The organism is Paractinoplanes atraurantiacus, from assembly GCF_900215205.1.
In the GTDB taxonomy this organism is placed as follows: Bacteria; Actinomycetota; Actinomycetes; order Mycobacteriales; family Micromonosporaceae; genus Actinoplanes; species Actinoplanes atraurantiacus.
Map to the genome: position 1 here is coordinate 78879 of NZ_OBDY01000007.1, position 13614 is coordinate 92492.

Sequence of the window (13614 nt, forward strand, 5' to 3'; positions counted from 1 at the left end):
GCATTCATGGCAGCAGAGCGGGATCAGTGGCGTACGCCGGGCACGCTCACCCGGGGCCCGCGCCCGGGCTGGCAGCGGGCCGGGCTGGCGGTGGCCGCCGTGACACTGGGCGTGACCGGGGCCGGAGCGTTCCTGGCCGACACGTACGCCACCCAGACCACCTGCGACCACATCAGCGGCATCGGCGTCGCCGGCGAGGGCTACGACAGTGTGAGGACCGGCTTCGACCGCCACGCGGGCCTGCTCCTGCTGCACAGCGACCTGCGCCACGCGGTGAGGGGCCTCGCCGCCGACGAGCGGAAGCGCCAGACCCTCGCCGCCCAGGACGCCACGGCCGTGACCGTGCGGGCCGCCCTGGCCGTCGACGACGACATCGAGGCCCGCGCGCGCGTCGCCCAGGCTTCCTGCAACCTGCCCGTGGTCGGCGTGCTCTTCCCCGGCGAGGACGTTTCCCTCACCGCCTCCACGACGCCCATCGCCGCCACACCGGCCACCGCCGTCGGGCCGGCGACCACCGCGCCCTCCACGACCGGCAGCCGGACCACCACGCCCGCCACCACGCCTTCCAATGCTCGTCCGGCCGCTCCTTCCGGCGCCTCGGCGGCCCCACGGTCCGGCGCCTCGGCGGCCCCACGGTCCGGCGCCTCGGCGGCCCCACGGTCCGGCGCCTCGGCGGCCCCACGGTCCGGCGCCTCGGCGGCCCCACGGTCCGGCGCCCCGGCGACCTCCCGGCCCGGCGACCCGGCGGCCTCTCGGCCCGGCGCCCCCTCCGGCGACCCCTCCGGGGTTCCATCCCGCGCCCCTTCGGCAGGCCCCGAGGACATCGCCGAGCCCGCGCCGGCCTACGCGGCCACCCCGGCCGAGATCGCCCAGGCCCAGGCTCGGGTGGCCGAGGCCGACGCCCTCTACCGCCGGTTGCTCGTCTCGCCGGTGGCCACCCTCGCCCAGCGGGACGTCGCCCTCTACGAGCTGGCAGCCGCCAAGACCCACCTGGCCGACCTGGAGGACGGCGACCCGAACGCCCGCCACCCGAAGCTGGAGCTGTGGGGCGCGAACGCCTACTTGTCGGCCGCCATCGCCGACTACCGCACCCTGCTGACCGACCCGTCCGCGACCGAGGAGCAGAAGACCCAAGCGGTAGCAATCGTCGACTACTGGCAGAACCGCTTCGACACCCTCGCCGCCCAACTCACCGCCACATAGCCGTCACGCCCCCAGCAGCCCGCCCGCCGACCAGCCACCCGGCCTGACGGGAGCCTTGGCCGCCGGCCGGCTACCCCGCCCGACGTGAGACTGCCGCTGATCAACCGCGCCGTCAGACAGGCGCCCGGCCGTGCATCCGCCGGGCCCGAGCGGAGGCCGGCGCTGACCGATCGCCCCGTCCGGCGGGAGCTTGGCGCTGTGCAACCGCCGGGCCGGAGCGGGGGCCGGCGCCGACCGATCGCCCCGTCCGGCGGGAGCCTGGCGCTGAGCAACCGCCGCGCCCAAGAGCAGACCGGCGCACACCAACCGCCCCGCCCGACGGGAATCGGGCGCTGAGTAACTGCCCCATCCGGCGGCGTGGCACCCGGCTGGCCATCCTGGCTCTTCGCGCCGCTGGCCGCGGGCCTTCTGTTGCGCCCAGTGGGCCTCAACCCTCCTGACCTGCCTTCCCTAACGCCGTTAGAGCGCTACTCTAACGGCGTTAGGGAGAGGGTTGAGGGTTGGCGCTGGACAGGGAGAAGGTCGTCGCGGCGGCGGTGGAGCTGCTTGACGAGGGTGGGCTTGAGGGGCTGACGCTGCGGAAGCTGGGTGAGCGGCTGGGGGTGCGGGCGCCCACGCTCTACTGGCATTTCAAGGACAAGGCGGCGCTTGTCGCCGCGGTCGCCGAGGCGGTTCTGAGTGACCTCCACGATCTGCGCCGGCCGGGTGCGGGGGAGAAGTGGGACGACTGGCTCGCCGGGGTGGCTGGGCGGCTGCGGGCGGCGATGATCGCGCATCCGGATGGGGCGCGGGTCGTCTCGGCGGCGCCTCTGTCGGAGACCCTGGCCGGGGTGTCCGAGCTTGCCATCAGGACGCTCTTCACCCATGGGCTGCCGCTGCGTCAAGCCCGCCTGACGGTGTTGGTCGTGGTTCGCTTCACGATCGGGCACGTGCTGGACGAGCAGTCGCCGCGGCCGGCCGATCCGTTCGACGTGGACGGCTTCACCGAGCGGCATCCGACGCTGGTGGCGGCGATCGGTGACTATCTGCTTGACGGGCGTACGGCCGACGATCTGTTCGCCGACGCCGTACGGGTGATCGTCAGCCGATGACCTTGCCGGCGGCGACCTCGAGGTGGCGGGTCGTGCTGACCGCCTCCAGCATCCGCCGGTCGTGGGTGACGAGCAGAAGCGTTCCGGTGTACGAGCTCAGGGCCGACTCCAGCTGTTCGATGGCGGCCAGGTCGAGGTGGTTGGTCGGCTCGTCCAGCACGAGCAGGTTGACCCCGCGCGCCTGGAGCAGCGCCAGCGCCGCCCGCGTGCGCTCGCCCGGCGACAGGGTCGCCGCCGGCCGCAGCACGTGCCCGGCCTTGAGCCCGAATTTCGCCAGCAGCGTCCGCACGTCGGCGTCGGAGAACTCGGGCACCGCCTCGCCGAACGCCCGGGCCAGCGCCTCGTCGCCCAGGAAGAGCCCCCGCGCCTGGTCGATCTCGCCGACCACCACGCCCGGCCCGAGCGCCGCGCTGCCCTCGTCGAGCGGCAGCCGCCCCAGCAGGGCCGCGAGCAGTGTCGACTTGCCCGAGCCGTTGGCGCCGGTGATCGCCACCCGGTCGGCCCAGTCGATCTGCAGGGTCACCGGCCCCAGCGTGAACCCGCCCCGGCGCACCACGGCCTCGCGCATGGTCGCCACCACGGCGCCGGCCCGCGGCGCCACGGCGATCTCCATGCGCAGCTCCCACTCCTTGCGGGGCTCCTCGACCACGTCGAGCCGCTCGATGAGCTTCTCGGTCTGGCGCGCCTTGGCCGCCTGCTTCTCGCTCGCCTCGGCCCGGTACTTCTTGCCGATCTTGTCGTTGTCCGGTGCCTTGCGGTGCGCGTTCTTGACGCCCTTCTCCATCCAGGCCCGCTGCATGCGCGCCCGCTCGAGCAGGTCGTCTTTCTTCTCGGCGTACTCCTCGTACTGCTCGCGCGCGTGCAGCCGGGCCCGCTCGCGCTCCTCGAGGTAGGCGGTGTACCCGCCACCGAACAGGTTGACCTGCTGCTGGGCCAGGTCGAGCTCCAGCACCTTGGTCACCGTGCGGGCCAGGAACTCGCGGTCGTGGCTGACCAGGAGAGTGCCCGCCCGCAGCCCGGTGACGAACTCTTCCAGCCGGCGCAGCCCGTCCAGGTCGAGGTCGTTCGTCGGCTCGTCGAGAAGGAAGATGTCGTACCGGCTCAGCAGCAACGACGCCATGCCGGCCCGGGCCGCCTGCCCACCGGACAGCGCCGTCATCGGATGGTCGAGCGCCACGTCGAGCCCCAGCTCGGCCGCGACCTGGGCCGCCCGCTCGTCGAGGTCGGCCCCGCCGAGATCGAGCCACCGCTCCAGCGCGCCCGAGTACGCGTCGTCGGCACCGGGCCGCCCCTCGGTGAGCGCCTCGGTCGCCTCGTCGAGCGCCCGCTGCGCCGGCCCGACCCCGGTGCGCCGAGCCAGGAAGTCCCGGACGCTCTCACCGGAGCGCCGCTCCCTTTCCTGCGGCAGGTAGCCCACGTTCGCGCTGGGCGGGCTGAGGGACACCGTTCCGCTCTCGACCGGCAGGATCCCGGCCAGCGTCCGCAGCAGCGTCGTCTTGCCCGCGCCGTTGACGCCGACCAGCCCGATCACGTCACCGGGCGCGACCACCAGGTCGAGCCCGCTGAACAACGTCCGGTCACCGTGCCCCGCGGCGAGCTCGCGGGCGATCATCGTTGCGCTCATATCGCCTGCGATCCTATGGGGCCCGCCAACCGGTTATCCGCACCGCCGCCCGGTCAGGCCGTCATCGGCACCGCCGTCCCGCGGACGCGGACTCCGGGCTCGCCCGCGTGCAGCTCGACGGTCAGGCGGCTGGGGCGGCCCATGTCGTCGCCCTGGCGCAGCGCGATGGTGTCACCGTCGTGGGCCAGGCCCCGGTCGCGCAGGTAGCCGCCCAGAGCCGCGGCGGCGGCGCCGGTGGCCGGGTCTTCGTAGACGCCGCCGACCGGGAACGGGTTGCGGACGTCGAAGCTGCCGGGGGCGGCCTGGTGGATCAGCTGGACGGTGGTCCAGCCCCGGGACTCCATCAGGGCCTTGAGGGTGGGCACGTCGTAGTCGAGCTCGGCCAGGCGGCGCCGGGTCGCCGCGGCCACGACCGGGTGGTAGGCGCCGGCGTAGGCGAGCTTGGGCGGCAGCAGGGTGTCGAGCTCGTCGATCGACCAGCCCAGCGCCGCCAGCAGGGCCTCCACGTCGCCGGCCTCCAGCGGGGCCACCGAGGTCGCCACGCTGGTCAGGGTGGCCACGCCGTCGGAGACGCTGACCGGGACCTCGCCGGCGTTGGTGACGAAGACATGCTCACCGGGGCCGAGCGCCACCGCGGTAGCGACCGTGGCGTGGCCGCAGAACGGGACCTCGGCCAGGGGACTGAAATAGCGCACACGTTTCTTGCCGTGGCCGAGGTCGGCGGTCACGAACGCGGTCTCCGAGTAGCCGACGTCGGCCGCTATCCGCAGCATCTCGGCGTCGTCCAGGGCCGTCGCGTCGAGAACGACCCCGGCCGGGTTGCCGCCTTTGGGGTCGTCGCTGAATGCCACCCACCGCTCGATGTCCGTCATGCGGGCAAGCTTCCCGCCCGGCCCATCGGGGGCACCAGAGCCAAAAGTATGGGTCTGGCCTTGACCCACCGCGTCACGCGAAAGTCGCGCTATGGCCGTGACCCACCGCCCGGCCCGCGCGGCGCCGCGGGAGCGGCCAGGGCTGTGTGCTTCGACGCCGGGGTGCGGCTCACCGGCGTACCACCCCAAGAACTGGATCTTTCGTCACACGAACTTGTCGTACCGCGGGAGTAGCGTTTGCCGGGTGACAGATGCACCAGTTGCGATCACGCCCGAGATCCCCTCCGACCTTCCGCGCACCCTCGGTGAGTTGCGGGCCTCCGGCCATGCCTACCGCGGTGTGAAGCAGGAGCTGCGCGACAACCTGCTCGAGCGGCTGCGCACCGGCGCGCCGCGCTTCCCGGGCATCGTGGGCTATGACGACACGGTGCTGCCCGAGGTGGAGCGCGCCCTGCTCGCCGGGCACGACATGGTGCTGCTGGGCGAGCGCGGGCAGGGCAAGACCCGGCTCATCCGCGGCCTCATCGACCTGCTCGACGAGTGGACGCCGTTCATCGCCGGCTCCGAGCTGCACGAACATCCCTATCATCCGCTGACCCCGGCCTCCCGGCGGCTGGCCGCCGAGACCGGTGATCTGCTGCCGATCTCCTGGCTGCATCGCTCCGAGCGGTACGGCGAGAAACTGGCCACCCCGGACACGAGCGTCGGTGACCTGATCGGCGACGTCGACCCGATCAAGGTGGCCGAGGGGCGTGCCCTGGGCGACCCCGAGACCATTCACTTCGGCCTGGTGCCGCGGACCAACCGGGGCATCTTCGCCGTCAACGAGCTGCCCGACCTGGCCGAGCGCATCCAGGTGTCGCTGCTCAACGTGCTCGAGGAGCGCGACATCCAGGTGCGCGGCTACCAGCTGCGGCTGCCGCTCGACCTGCTGCTCGTGGCGTCGGCCAACCCGGAGGACTACACCAACCGCGGCCGCATCATCACGCCGCTCAAGGACCGGTTCGGCGCCGAGATCCGCACCCACTACCCGGTCGACCTGTCGCTCGAGACCTCGCTGATCAGGCAGGAGGCGGACCTCGTCGCGTCCGTGCCCGACCATCTGATCGACGTGCTGGCCCGGTACACCCGCGCGGTCCGCGAGTCGCCGGCCGTCGACGCCCGCTCGGGCATCTCGGCGCGGTTCGCGATCGCGGCGGCCGAGACGGTGGCGGCGTCCGCGCTGCGCCGGGCCGGGCTCCGCAACGAGAAAGAGGCAGTGGCCCGCATCGGCGACACGCCGTCGGTGACGTCGACCCTGCGGGGCAAGGTCGAGTTCGAGAGCGGCGAGGAGGGGCGCGAGACCGAGGTCCTGGCCCACCTGCTGCGGGTGGCCACGGCCGAGACGTTCCGCGACCGGCTGGGCGGGCTCGACCTGTCCGGCTTCACGTCGCTGGTCGCCGAGGGTGCCATCATCGAGACCGGCGACCTGGTCAGCGCCGAGGAGCTGCTCGGCCAGATCGGGCCGGTGCCGGGGCTGGCCAAGGTGCTCGACCGGCTCGGGCTGGGCGACGCGCCGTCGCCGGGGCAGGCCGCGTCGGGTATCGAGTTCGTCCTCGAGGGGCTTCATCTGACCCGGCGGCTGGCGAAGGAGCTCACCGACGACGGCCGCACCCTCTACGGGAGCTGACATGTCGGGAAACAGGTTCCGGTACGGGGCTTGGCGCGACGGGCCCGATCCGCTCGCGCCGCCCTACGACGTGCGGGCCGCCGTCGACGAGGTGGGGGAGCGGGTGCTCGCGGGGGACAGCCTGCGCGACGTGCTCCGTGATCTCGTTCGGCGGGGGCCGCGGTCGGGGCGTGGTCTGGACGAGTTGCGCGATCGGGCCCGGCGGCTTCGTCGCGATGCTTTGCGGCGGGGCAACCTCGATGGGGCGGTGACCCGGGCGCAGCAGCTTCTCGATCAGGCCGTGGCGACCGAGCGTGATGCCTTGCGTCAGCGTGGGGACGACGAATCTCGGTTTTCCGAAGCGATTCTGGACAATTTGCCTCGATCAACGTCGCGGGCCGTTGAGGAACTGTCCGAATATAAGTGGACTTCTGATGAAGCTCGGGATTTGTACCAGCAGATCTTGGACGGGCTGCGGCGGGAAGTCGTCGAGCAGCGCTTCGCGGGCATGAAGCAGGCCCTCGAGAACGGCGACTTCGCCGGCGTCGAGGAGATGGTCGCCGACCTCAACCAGCTCCTCGAAAAGCACGCCCGCGGCGAGGACACGTCCGACGCCTTCCAGCAGTTCATGGACAAGCACGGCCAGTTCTTCCCGGAAAACCCCAAGGACATCGACGAGCTGATCGACTCCCTGGCCCGGCGGGCCGCGGCGGCCGAACGGCTGATGCGGTCCCTCTCGCCGCAGCAGCAGGAGGAGCTGTCGCGCCTGATGGACCAGGCGCTCGGCGACGGCCCGCTGCGGGGCCGGATGGCCGAGCTGACCGACAACCTGCGGGCGCTGCGACCACAGCTCAACTGGGGTCGCGGCGAGCGGATGCGCGGCCCGAACGACCTCGGCTACGGCGACGCGGCGGCCGCCCTGGGTGAGATCGGCGAGCTGGACGAGCTGCTCGACCAGCTGGGCCAGGAACATCCGGGCGCCACCCTCGACGACGTCGACGTCGAGATGGTGGAGCGCCAGCTGGGCCGCTCGGCCGCCGACGACGTGCGGCGGTTGCGCGAGCTCGAACGGGAGCTGAGCCGGCAGGGCTGGGTCACCCGCGACGCCGAGGGCCTGACCCTCTCGCCGAAGGCGCTGCGCAGGCTGGGCCGTACGGCGCTGGCCAAGGTCTTCGACGACCTGTCCGGCCGCAAGCAGGGCCAGCACGACCTGCGCGACGCCGGCGCCGCGGGCGACCTGATCGGCTCGTCGCGGCGCTGGGAGTTCGGCGACGAGCAGCCGCTCGACGTGGTCCGCACGATCGGCAACGCGGTCCGCCGCCAGGCCGCCTCGGGCGGCGTCGGCGTCCTGCCGGTGCGCCTGGAGCCGGACGACTTCGAGGTGGCCGAGACGGAACGCCGGGCCTCGGCCGCGGTGGCGCTGCTGGTCGACCTGTCCTACTCGATGTACGCCGACGGCCGCTGGGGCCCGATGAAGCAGACGGCGCTCGCGCTGTCCCACCTCGTCGCGACCCAGTTCCCGCAGGACTCCCTGCAGATCATCGGCTTCGGCCTGCACGCGGCGGCGCTGTCACAGGGCGAGCTGGCGGCGATCGACCCGACCATGGAGAAGGGCACGAACCTCCAGCACGCCCTCAAACTGGCCGCCCGCCACCTGCGCCGGCATCCCGGCTCCGAGCCGGTCGTGCTGGTGGTCACCGACGGCGAGCCGACGGCCCACTTGGAGCCCGACGGCGAGGCGATGTTCTGGTGGCCGCCGCTGCCGGAGACGGTCCAGGCCACGATCCACGAGGTCGACCACCTGACCCGCTTCGGCGCCACCTTGAACTTCTTCATGCTGGGCGAGGACCCGGGCCTGCAGCGCTTCGTCGCCGCGGTAGCCGAACGCAACGGCGGCCGCGTCTTCAGCCCCGACGCCGAGGAACTGGGCCGCTACGTCGTCGACGATTACGTGCGCGCCAGGAGAGGACGCTAGGCCAAACCCCCGAACACAGCAGAGGTACGCGGGTCACAGCCGACCTCGCGGATTGACGCGGAACCCGCCGCTCGGGCGCGACCCGAGCGGCGGGTTCCGCACGTGCAGCGAGTTTCGCGCCTCTGCCCACTCACCCCAGAACCCGCGCCGCCCTCACGCCCGCGCCGCCCGCGCCGCCCTCACGCCCGCGTCGTTCTTGCGTCGCGCCGCCCTCATGGCAACGTTGTCCTTGCGCTCGCCTTGTCCTGCGCCCGCGTCGTCCGGCCCTGCCCGTACCGCCCCATCGCGCCGACTGGCCCGCTTCCCATCCCCGGGGCGTGCCGCCGACGCGAGGTTGGCCGTTCTCGAACCTCGCCTCGATCGCGCCGCACGCGTCCTCCGCCCCGGGCCGCGCCGCCCGCGAGTTCCAGCGGAGCCGCATTGGCCGTTCCGATTAGCGTCGCGCTGGCCGTGTCACCCTCTCCGCGCTCACCTTCACGTCGTTCCTCAGACGCCGCGCCAGGCCCTACCGTTGCCGCCGTCTTCCGCGCTCACCTCCTCGTCGTTCCTCTGACGCCGCGCCCAGGTCAGCCTCCGCCGCCCTCTTTCGCGCCGGTCGCCACATCGTTCCCGCGGCGCCTCGATGCATGGGCTTCCCATGCCGCCCGGCGAGCTTCGCCTCATGCAGCGTCTTCTGGGGCGCTGCCGACCGCTCCAGCGCCGCCCTTCGCGCAGCCTGCGCGGCGCGCGTGTGCCCCGCTGGAGGAGAGGGAGAACTAGGTTCCTAGGATGGCGGACACGCTGTGCGACGCGCTACGGGTCCGTGAGTGCGAGCGTGGGGCTGGTTATAGTTGCTCGGCGAGTGGCCGGGCAGGGGGTCCGGGCGTTCGGGGGACACAGCCACCCGGCTGGGTGCATGGTCGGCTCACTGGTGGGCTGGGCGTGGAGTGTGGCCGGGTCATGGCCGTGCCCTGCGCCGTAGGGGGAGAGGAAACCGCGATGTCGCAGCAGCCTGCGCCGTCCATCGCTGCCTCCGATCGGATCTGGACGATCCCCAACGTGATCAGCTTCATTCGGCTGCTCGGGGTGCCGCTCTTTCTTTATCTGCTGCTCGGGCCGCATCACGATGTCGCCGCGGTGATCGTGATCGCGATCGGCGGGACGACCGACTGGGTCGACGGCTACGTGGCCCGGCGGATGAACTCGGTCAGCCGTCTCGGGACGTTGCTCGACCCGTTCGCCGACCGGCTCTACATCTTGGCGACGCTGGTCGGGTTCACGATCCGCGGCGTCGTCCCGTACTGGCTGACCGGCGCCCTTCTCCTGCGGGAACTCGTGCTGGGTATCGCCCTGCTCGTGTTGCGCCGGCACGGGTACGGGCCGCCGCCGGTGCACTACGTCGGTAAGACGGGCACGTTCGTGCTGCTCGCGGCGTTCCCGATCATCCTGCTGGGTGAGGCCGTGCCGTCCTGGAACGGCTGGGCCGGGGCGGTGGGCTGGGGTCTGGCGTGGTGGGCGCTCGCTCTCTACTGGGCGGCCGGCGCTCTTTACCTGATCCAGACCGCCCGGCTGCTGCGTGCCGACCGGCTGGCGCCCGGAGCGCGGACGGTTTCCTGATGACCGACCCGACCACCCCGGATCGCCGCCTACCCGACGACCCGCACGCCGTCCTGCCCACTTCCGATAAAACGGAATTGTCCGACATGGGGATCGGGAAGGCCGATTCGGAGTCGGCGGGCGCCGAGACGGCAGGATCCGCGCGCAGTGCCGGGCGGCTGGGTTCGGACGCAGATGCGGGTAGTGCCGGGCAGCCGGACGCGGGCGTGGCGGGCGCGGGCCGGGACGGTGCCGAGCAACTGGGTGCGAGCGTCGCCGGCGATGGCGGTGTGGCCGCGCGGTCGGGCGGGGGCGGGCCGGATGGCGTGGCGCCTAAGCGGGTCTATGCGCCCGACTTTCTGACTGAGCTGTTTCGAAATCCGCTTGATCCGGGGTATGCGGATGCGGCGGCTCGGAAGGCTCGTGACGGGGAGCCGACCGGGACCCGGAAGGCTGTGTCCAGCGGGGTTCTGGCGGTCACGCTGGTGGCGCTCGGGTTTCTGCTTGTCGTGGCCTATCAGCAGACGGTGGCCGATGAGCCGGCCCGGACCACGGCTCGGGCCGAGCTCGTCGAGCAGGTGCAGAAGCGGCGGGACGAGACCGCGCGGCTTCAAGAGCGGGCCGAGGCGCTCGGTGACGAAGTCGCGGGGCTGCGGGAGCGGGAGCTGAGCAGCACCACCGTGCAGCGGCTGCGTGATCTCGAGGCGGCCACGGGGCTGGCGCAGGTCAGCGGGTCGGGGGCGCGGATCACCGTGGCCGACGGGCCTACGCCGATCAACCCGGTGACGGGGGAGCGGAACACCGTGGCCCGGGTCAAGGACAGTGATCTTCAGCTCGCCACCAATGCGCTCTGGTCGCTCGGGGCCGAGGCCATCGCCATCAACGGGCAGCGGCTGACCGCCACCTCCACCATCCGGCAGGCCGGTGAGGCGATCCTCGTCGACTTCCGGCCGGTGACCAGCCCGTACGAGGTCGTCGCGATCGGGCCCGACGATCTCGCCGAGGATTTCCGTGACGGTTATGCCGGCAAGTTCTTCGAGCAGCTGGCGGCCAAGTACGGGATGTCCTTCCAAGCCAAGGATGTGGACGACGTGACGTTGCCGGCCGCGACCGAGCTCAAGCTCCGGGTCGCCGAGCCTTCCCTCCCACCCCTCACCCCGTCCGGCTCGCCGGACGTGAGCTCCTCGTCGGAAGGCGGGCGATGATCGCCGTACTCGCTCTGGTCGCCGGTGTCGCCCTGGGCATCGTGTTCCACCCCACGGTTCCGGCCGCTTTGCAGCCGTACCTGCCGATCGCGGTGGTCGCCGCGCTCGACGCCGTCTTCGGCGGGGTGCGGGCGAAGCTCGACGGGATCTTCGACGACAAGCAGTTCGTGATCTCGTTCATCTCGAACGTGCTCGTGGCCGCGCTCATCGTCTATCTGGGCGACCAGCTCGGCGTGGGTGGTCAGCTCTCCACCGGCGTGGTGGTCGTCCTCGGCGTGCGGATCTTCGGGAACGTGGCCGCGATCCGCCGGCATCTGTTCAGTGCATGATGGGCGGCGGACGATGGACGCGACTTCAAGGGCGGTGACGGCGTGAGCGACGACGAGAAGCCGGACGAGCTGCCCACCGCGGGCCGTAAACCCGCGCACACCGGTGACACCCCGGCCAACGGCGCGATCGAGATGGCCGCGGCGGACGAGGGGCCGACCGTGGAGACGGCTAGGCCGGCGCCGCCACCCGATCCCGAGGGCCCTACGCGTCCGCTGGATCGAGTGCCGGAGGAGTCGCCGTCACCCGATCCGGTGACAGGCGCTGAGAGCGGATCAGTGCTCCGCCGGAAGATGTCGGGCGCCGGAGCACTGATCGCCGTGTTGCTGGCCCTGTTCGGCTTCACGCTGGTCGTGCAGCTGCGCAGCAACAACGACGACGAGGGGCTGGCCACCGCGCGCCAGGAGGACCTGGTGCGGATCCTGTCGGACCTGGAGGCGCGCGACAGCCGTCTGCAGTCCGAGATCAGCGCCCTGGAGACCAGCCAGCGGCAGCTCACCTCGGGTGTGGCGGGCCGGCAGGCGGCGCTGGACGAGGCCGATCGGCGCACCGACGAGCTCGGTCTTCTCGCCGGCACGCTGCCGGGGCGGGGCACCGGTCTCGTCATCACCGTCGACAAGGTGAAGGCGTCGGCGATCCTCAACGCCGTGCAGGAGTTGCGGGGCGCCGGCGGTGAGGTGATGCAGATCGCGGGCTCCGGCGGCGGCACGGTGAGAATCGTCGCTTCCAGCTATTTCGTGGACGCCGAAGGCGGCGGGATCATCGCCGACGGGCAGCGTCTCACGGGCCCGTACGTCCTGACCGTGATCGGTGTGCCGCAGACGATGCAAACCGCGCTGCAAATCCCCGGCGGGGTGGTCGCGTCGGTGAACAGCGGCGGCGGTAGCGTGACGTTGGAACAACGCACCATGGTCGAGGTGACCGCGGTGCGCGACGCCACGACATTGCGATACGCGCGGCCGGCTTCATAGCCGTCCGCGCTACTGACGAATATTCGTGCACGGGAGAGATTGCGTGATTCCTGAGGACCTGCGGTACACGGCTGAACATGAGTGGGTGGCCGGAGACGGCAGCGGGCCCGTGCGTGTGGGCATCACCCACTTCGCGCAGGATGCGCTGGGCGACATCGTCTTCGTCGACCTGCCCGAGGAGGGCACGGAGCTCGCGGCCGGCGACTCGCTCGGCGAGATCGAGTCGACCAAGAGCGTGTCGGAGATCTACGCGCCCATCGCGGGCACCGTGGTCGCCAAGAACGCGTCTCTGACCGATGAGCCCGAGCTCATCAACGCCGAGCCGTACGCGGCCGGCTGGCTCGTCGAGATCGCGCCGTCCGACCCCAAGGATCTCGAGGGTCTGCTCGACGCGAGCGCTTATCAGGCGATCACCGAGAGCTGAGCCTCTTGTCTATGTAGTGAAGCTTTTCCGGCGCGCGAACGATACGTCCGCGCGTCCGGTTGCCCCATGATATTCGCCTTCACTAGGCTCGCGGGGCACAACAAATGTTATGCCTTTGAAACCGATAGTCGTGTGTCCGGGCCATATGGCCGCGGCGGGAGTGATCCCATGCCGCATGGCGGCGACCAACTGATCCGTGAGGTGGTCCGATGACGCGCCCAGACGACGAGTTCCCCCCACTCGACGTCACGTCCACGCTCAACCTCGGTGCGCTCGACGAGCTGCTCGAGGCGCCGGAGAGCGACGTGGTGCCGAGCCGTATGTCCGGCTCGCTCCCGCCCGGAATGGCGCTGCTCGTGGTGCGCCGCGGCCCCAACGCGGGCGCGCGGTTCCTGCTCGATCACGACGTGACGACCAGCGGCCGGCACCCTGACAGTGACATCTTCCTCGACGACGTGACGGTGTCCCGCCGGCATGCCGAGTTCCACCGCGACGGCGGCACCTTCACGGTGCGCGACGTCGGCTCGCTCAACGGCACCTATGTCAACCGGGAGCGGGTCGAGGCGGCGACGCTGAGCAACGGCGACGAGGTGCAGATCGGCAAGTTCCGTCTGGTGTTCATCGCCGGCCCGCGGCCGGAGGGCGAGGGTAGCGGGGCGTGAACTCGTCGGGGGCGGCCGCGCGCGACCCGGGGACCTC

General features: G+C 71.7%; 12 protein-coding genes. 10 read left to right on the forward strand and 2 right to left on the reverse strand.

Annotated features, from left to right (window positions below; translation table 11 throughout):
* Window positions 1-6: 6 nt before the first annotated feature.
* Both CRP55_RS18145 and CRP55_RS18150 read left to right on the forward strand, forming a co-directional pair.
* Window positions 7-1203: a hypothetical protein gene (locus tag CRP55_RS18145; protein WP_097321272.1), complete on the forward strand. Its 1197-nt coding sequence runs from the start codon at window positions 7-9 to the stop codon at window positions 1201-1203.
* A gap of 500 nt (window positions 1204-1703) precedes the next feature.
* A complete protein-coding gene (locus tag CRP55_RS18150) occupies window positions 1704-2294 on the forward strand; it encodes a TetR family transcriptional regulator (protein ID WP_097321273.1) in 591 nt (196 codons plus the stop codon).
* On the opposite strand, the gene CRP55_RS18155 is transcribed toward CRP55_RS18150, so the two are convergent.
* The gene (locus CRP55_RS18155) at window positions 2284-3918 is read right to left on the reverse strand and encodes an ABC-F family ATP-binding cassette domain-containing protein (RefSeq protein ID WP_097321274.1); all 1635 of its coding nucleotides are present in this window, start codon (window positions 3916-3918) and stop codon (window positions 2284-2286) included. The two genes, CRP55_RS18150 and CRP55_RS18155, sit on opposite strands and share 11 nt — an antisense overlap.
* A 53-nt stretch (window positions 3919-3971) precedes the next feature.
* On the reverse strand, window positions 3972-4790 hold the full coding sequence (locus CRP55_RS18160) for a PhzF family phenazine biosynthesis protein (RefSeq protein WP_097321275.1): 819 nt from the start codon (window positions 4788-4790) through the stop codon (window positions 3972-3974).
* 244 nt (window positions 4791-5034) lie between these two features.
* On the opposite strand from CRP55_RS18160, the gene CRP55_RS18165 reads away from it, so the two are divergent.
* The 8 genes from CRP55_RS18165 to odhI all read left to right on the forward strand — a co-directional run bounded on the left by CRP55_RS18165 (window position 5035) and on the right by odhI (window position 13577).
* Complete coding sequence (locus tag CRP55_RS18165) at window positions 5035-6459, forward strand: sigma 54-interacting transcriptional regulator (RefSeq protein WP_097321276.1); 1425 nt, start codon at window positions 5035-5037, stop codon at window positions 6457-6459.
* A 1-nt stretch (window position 6460) separates the two neighbouring features.
* Window positions 6461-8413 (forward strand): vWA domain-containing protein, encoded by a 1953-nt coding sequence (locus tag CRP55_RS18170; RefSeq protein ID WP_097321277.1) that lies wholly within the window; start codon window positions 6461-6463, stop codon window positions 8411-8413.
* A 978-nt stretch (window positions 8414-9391) separates the two neighbouring features.
* Window positions 9392-10009 carry a cardiolipin synthase ClsA gene (gene clsA, locus CRP55_RS18175; RefSeq protein ID WP_097321278.1) on the forward strand — a complete coding sequence of 206 codons (618 nt, stop codon included), beginning with the start codon at window positions 9392-9394 and terminating at the stop codon, window positions 10007-10009.
* A 269-nt stretch (window positions 10010-10278) separates the two neighbouring features.
* A complete protein-coding gene (locus CRP55_RS18180) occupies window positions 10279-11193 on the forward strand; it encodes a DUF881 domain-containing protein (RefSeq protein WP_179855247.1) in 915 nt (304 codons plus the stop codon).
* A complete protein-coding gene (locus CRP55_RS18185; RefSeq protein ID WP_097321279.1) occupies window positions 11190-11522 on the forward strand; it encodes a small basic family protein in 333 nt (110 codons plus the stop codon). The genes CRP55_RS18180 and CRP55_RS18185 overlap by 4 nt, the downstream gene beginning before the upstream one ends.
* 42 nt (window positions 11523-11564) lie before the next feature.
* Window positions 11565-12491, forward strand: a complete 927-nt coding sequence (locus CRP55_RS18190) for a DUF881 domain-containing protein (RefSeq protein ID WP_245923123.1) — start codon at window positions 11565-11567, stop codon at window positions 12489-12491.
* Between the two features lie 43 nt (window positions 12492-12534).
* A complete protein-coding gene (gcvH, locus tag CRP55_RS18195; protein WP_097321280.1) occupies window positions 12535-12915 on the forward strand; it encodes a glycine cleavage system protein GcvH in 381 nt (126 codons plus the stop codon).
* Window positions 12916-13124: 209 nt separating this feature from the next.
* On the forward strand, window positions 13125-13577 hold the full coding sequence (odhI, locus tag CRP55_RS18200; protein ID WP_097321281.1) for an oxoglutarate dehydrogenase inhibitor Odhl: 453 nt from the start codon (window positions 13125-13127) through the stop codon (window positions 13575-13577).
* Window positions 13578-13614 lie beyond the last annotated feature (37 nt).